Below are 4,236 nucleotides of genomic sequence, written 5' to 3'. Positions count from 1 at the left end.
CCCGGCGCCTCGGACACCGCCCGCTTCGACGAGGTGCTCGAGCTGCTGCATCTGGGCGGCCGCAGCCTCGCCCACGCCGTGCTGATGATGATCCCCGAGGCGTGGGAGCGCAACGAGTCGATGGATCCGGCCCGGCGGGCGTTCTACCAGTACCACGCATCGTTGATGGAGCCGTGGGACGGCCCGGCGTCGATGACGTTCACCGACGGCACCATCGTGGGCGCCGTGCTGGACCGTAACGGCCTACGCCCGTCGCGGATTTGGGTCACCGCCGACGGTCTGGTGGTGATGGCCTCCGAGGCCGGCGTGCTCGACCTTGACCCGTCGACGGTGGTGCAGCGCATGCGGCTGCAGCCCGGCCGGATGTTCCTGGTCAACATGACCGAGGGCCGCATCGTCTCTGACGAGGAGATCAAGGCCGAGTTGGCCGCCGAGCACCCCTATCAGCAGTGGCTGGACAACGGGCTGGTTCCGTTGGCCGAGCTGCCCCAGGGCGATTACGTGCGGATGCCGCACCATCGGGTCGTCTTGCGGCAGTTGGTTTTCGGATACACCTACGAAGAGCTCAACTTGTTGGTGGCGCCGATGGTACGGACCGGCGCCGAGCCGATCGGGTCAATGGGAACCGACACGCCTGTTGCGGTGCTGTCCCAGCGGCCGCGGATGTTGTTCGACTACTTCCAGCAATTGTTCGCGCAGGTGACCAACCCACCGTTGGACGCCATCCGCGAAGAGGTGGTGACCAGCCTGCAGGGCACCACCGGCGGGGAGGGCGACCTGCTCAACCCGAACGAGGATTCCTGCCGTCAAATCATGTTGTCGCAGCCGATTCTGCGCAACCACGAACTGGCCAAGCTGATCAACCTCGACCCGGACGTCGAGGTGAACGGTCGCCGGCACGGCCTGCGGTCCAAGGTGATTCGCTGCCTGTACCCGGTAGCCGAGAACGGCGCCGGCCTGCAGGCCGCGCTGGACGAGGTGCGTGCGCAGACCTCGGCGGCGATCGCGGACGGCGCGCGGATCATCATCCTGTCCGATCGGGAATCCGACGAGAAGATGGCCCCGATCCCGTCGCTGCTGGCGGTCTCCGCGGTGCACCACCACCTGGTACGTGAACGCAGCCGTACCAAAGTCGGACTGGTGGTCGAGTCGGGCGACGCCCGCGAGGTGCACCACATGGCCGCGCTGATCGGCTTCGGCGCGGCGGCGGTCAACCCTTATATGGCGTTCGAGTCGATTGAGGTCATGCTGGACAGGGGCCTATTTCACGGCGTCGCCGAGGGGTTCGACCGCGAAACGGCGCTGAAGAATTACATCAAGGCCGCCGGCAAGGGTGTGCTGAAGGTGATGTCCAAGATGGGCATCTCCACATTGGCGTCCTACACCGGCGCCCAGCTGTTCCAGGCTGTCGGCGTATCCGAGGACGTTCTCGAGGAGTACTTCACCGGATTGACCTGTCCCACAGGCGGAATCACCCTCGCCGATATCGCCGCCGACGTCGCGGCCCGACACCAGCTGGCTTTCCTGGACCGGCCCGACGAACGCGCACACCGCGAACTCGAGGTGGGCGGCGAATACCAGTGGCGTCGTGAAGGTGAGTACCACCTGTTCAACCCCGAAACCGTCTTCAAGCTGCAGCACTCCACCCGCACCGGCCAGTACAAGATCTTCAAGGATTACAGCCGGCTGGTCGACGACCAGAGCGAGCGGATGGCGTCGCTGCGCGGCCTGTTGAAGTTCCGCGAAGGGGTCCGCCCGCCGATTCCGCTCGACGAGGTCGAGCCGGCCAGCGAGATCGTCAAACGCTTTGCCACCGGAGCGATGAGCTACGGCTCGATCTCCGCCGAGGCGCACGAGACGCTGGCCATCGCGATGAACCGGCTGGGCGGCCGGTCGAACTGCGGCGAGGGCGGCGAGCACGTCAGCCGCTTCGACCGCGACCCTAACGGTGATTGGCGCCGCAGCGCGATCAAGCAGGTCGCCTCGGCCCGCTTCGGGGTCACCTCGCACTACCTGACCAACTGCTCTGACATCCAGATCAAGATGGCCCAAGGCGCTAAACCCGGTGAGGGCGGCCAACTTCCGGGCGGCAAGGTATATCCGTGGATTGCCGAGGTGCGGCATTCCACCCCGGGTGTGGGGTTGATCTCGCCGCCCCCGCACCACGACATCTACTCGATCGAGGACCTGGCTCAGCTGATCCACGACCTGAAGAACGCCAACCCGTCGGCGCGTATCCACGTCAAGCTGGTCTCCGAGAACGGTGTCGGCACGGTGGCCGCCGGTGTCTCCAAGGCGCACGCCGACGTCGTGCTGATCTCCGGGCACGACGGTGGGACCGGTGCGACACCGCTGACGTCGATGAAGCACGCCGGCGCGCCGTGGGAGCTCGGGCTGGCCGAAACCCAGCAGACGTTGCTACTCAACGGGTTACGCGACCGGATCGTCGTCCAGGTCGACGGCCAGCTCAAGACCGGCCGTGACGTGATGATCGCGGCGCTGCTCGGCGCCGAGGAGTTCGGCTTCGCCACCGCTCCGCTGGTGGTCTCCGGCTGCATCATGATGCGGGTGTGCCATCTGGACACCTGCCCGGTGGGGGTGGCCACCCAGAACCCGGTGCTGCGGGAGCGGTTCACCGGCGAGCCCGAATTCGTGGAGAACTTCTTCCTGTTCGTCGCCGAAGAGGTCCGCGAGTACATGGCGCAGCTGGGTTTCCGCACCCTCAACGAGGCTGTGGGCCAAGTCGGTTCGCTGGACACTACGCTGGCCCGCGCGCACTGGAAGGCACACAAACTCGACTTGTCACCGGTGCTGCATGAGCCGGAATCGGCGTTCATGAACCAGGACCTGTACTGCAGTTCAAGCCAGGACCATGGCCTGGACAAGGCGTTGGACCAACAGCTGATCGTGATGAGCCGTGAGGCGCTGGACTCCGGGAAACCCGTGCGGTTTTCCACCACGATCGCCAACGTCAACCGGACCGTCGGCACCATGCTCGGCCACGAGGTGACCAAAGCCTATGGCGGCCAAGGATTGCCGGACGGCACCATCGACATCACCTTCGACGGCTCGGCAGGTAACAGCTTTGGGGCGTTCGTACCCGCCGGCATCACGCTGCGGGTGTACGGCGATGCCAACGACTATGTGGGCAAGGGCTTGTCCGGCGGCCGGATCGTGGTGCGACCGGCCGACAACGCGCCGCCGGACTACGTCGCCGAGGACAACATCATCGGCGGCAACGTGATTCTGTTCGGCGCCACCAGCGGCCAGGCGTTCCTGCGCGGGGTGGTCGGCGAGCGATTCGCCGTGCGCAACTCCGGCGCCCACGCAGTGGTCGAAGGCGTCGGCGATCACGGCTGTGAGTACATGACCGGCGGCAAGGTTGTGATTTTGGGTCGCACCGGCCGCAATTTTGCGGCGGGCATGTCCGGCGGCACCGCCTACGTCTACGACCCCGAAACCGAACTGCCGGACAACCTCAACTCGGAGATGGTGGAACTGGAGGCGCTCGACGATGACGACCTGGACTGGCTGCACGGCATGATTCAGGCACACGTCGACGCCACCGACTCCGCAATCGGACAGCGCATCCTGGCCGACTGGGCGGGAGAACAACGGCGCTTCGTCAAGGTAATGCCCCGCGACTACAAGCGGGTGCTGGAGGCGATCGCCGAGGCCGAGCGCACCGGTGCCGACCCCGACCAGGCGATCATGGCGGCTGCCAGTGGTTGATCCGAAGGGCTTTTTGCGCTACACCCATCGCGAAACGCCGAAACGCCGACCAGTGGAACTGCGGCTGCGCGACTGGCACGAGGTCTACGAAGACTTCCCGCACGAGACGCTGCAACAGCAGGCAACCCGGTGTATGGACTGCGGGATTCCGTTCTGCCACAACGGCTGTCCGCTGGGCAACCTGATACCGGAATGGAATGACCTGACCCGCACCGGTCGTTGGCGCGACGCGATCGAGCGTCTGCATGCGACCAACAACTTCCCGGACTTCACCGGCCGGCTCTGCCCGGCACCGTGCGAATCAGCGTGTGTGCTTGGGATCAACCAGGATCCGGTGACGATCAAACAGATCGAGCTGGAGATCGTCGACAACGCCTTCGATGAAGGCTGGGTGGTACCGCTGCCACCGGATCGGCTCACCGGGAAGACGGTGGCGGTGGTGGGCTCCGGCCCGGCAGGTCTGGCCGCCGCGCAGCAACTGACCCGCGCCGGCCACAAGGTGAC

2 protein-coding genes are annotated in these 4,236 nt (G+C 65.8%); both read left to right on the top strand.

All coding sequences use genetic code 11. From position 1 onward, the window contains the following. A partial coding sequence (gene gltB / locus WBF82_RS20435) for a glutamate synthase large subunit (protein ID WP_424384756.1) occupies positions 1-3,732 on the top strand: 3,732 nt, incomplete at its 5' end. After that, positions 3,725-4,236, top strand: a 512-nt coding sequence (locus WBF82_RS20430) for an NAD(P)-binding protein (protein ID WP_424384755.1), incomplete at its 3' end; no start/stop codon positions are given. The genes gltB and WBF82_RS20430, both read left to right, overlap by 8 nt.

Source organism: Mycobacterium sp., assembly GCF_049673265.1.
Classification (GTDB): Bacteria; Actinomycetota; Actinomycetes; order Mycobacteriales; family Mycobacteriaceae; genus Mycobacterium.
This window is presented reverse-complemented; position numbering and strand designations above follow the sequence as displayed.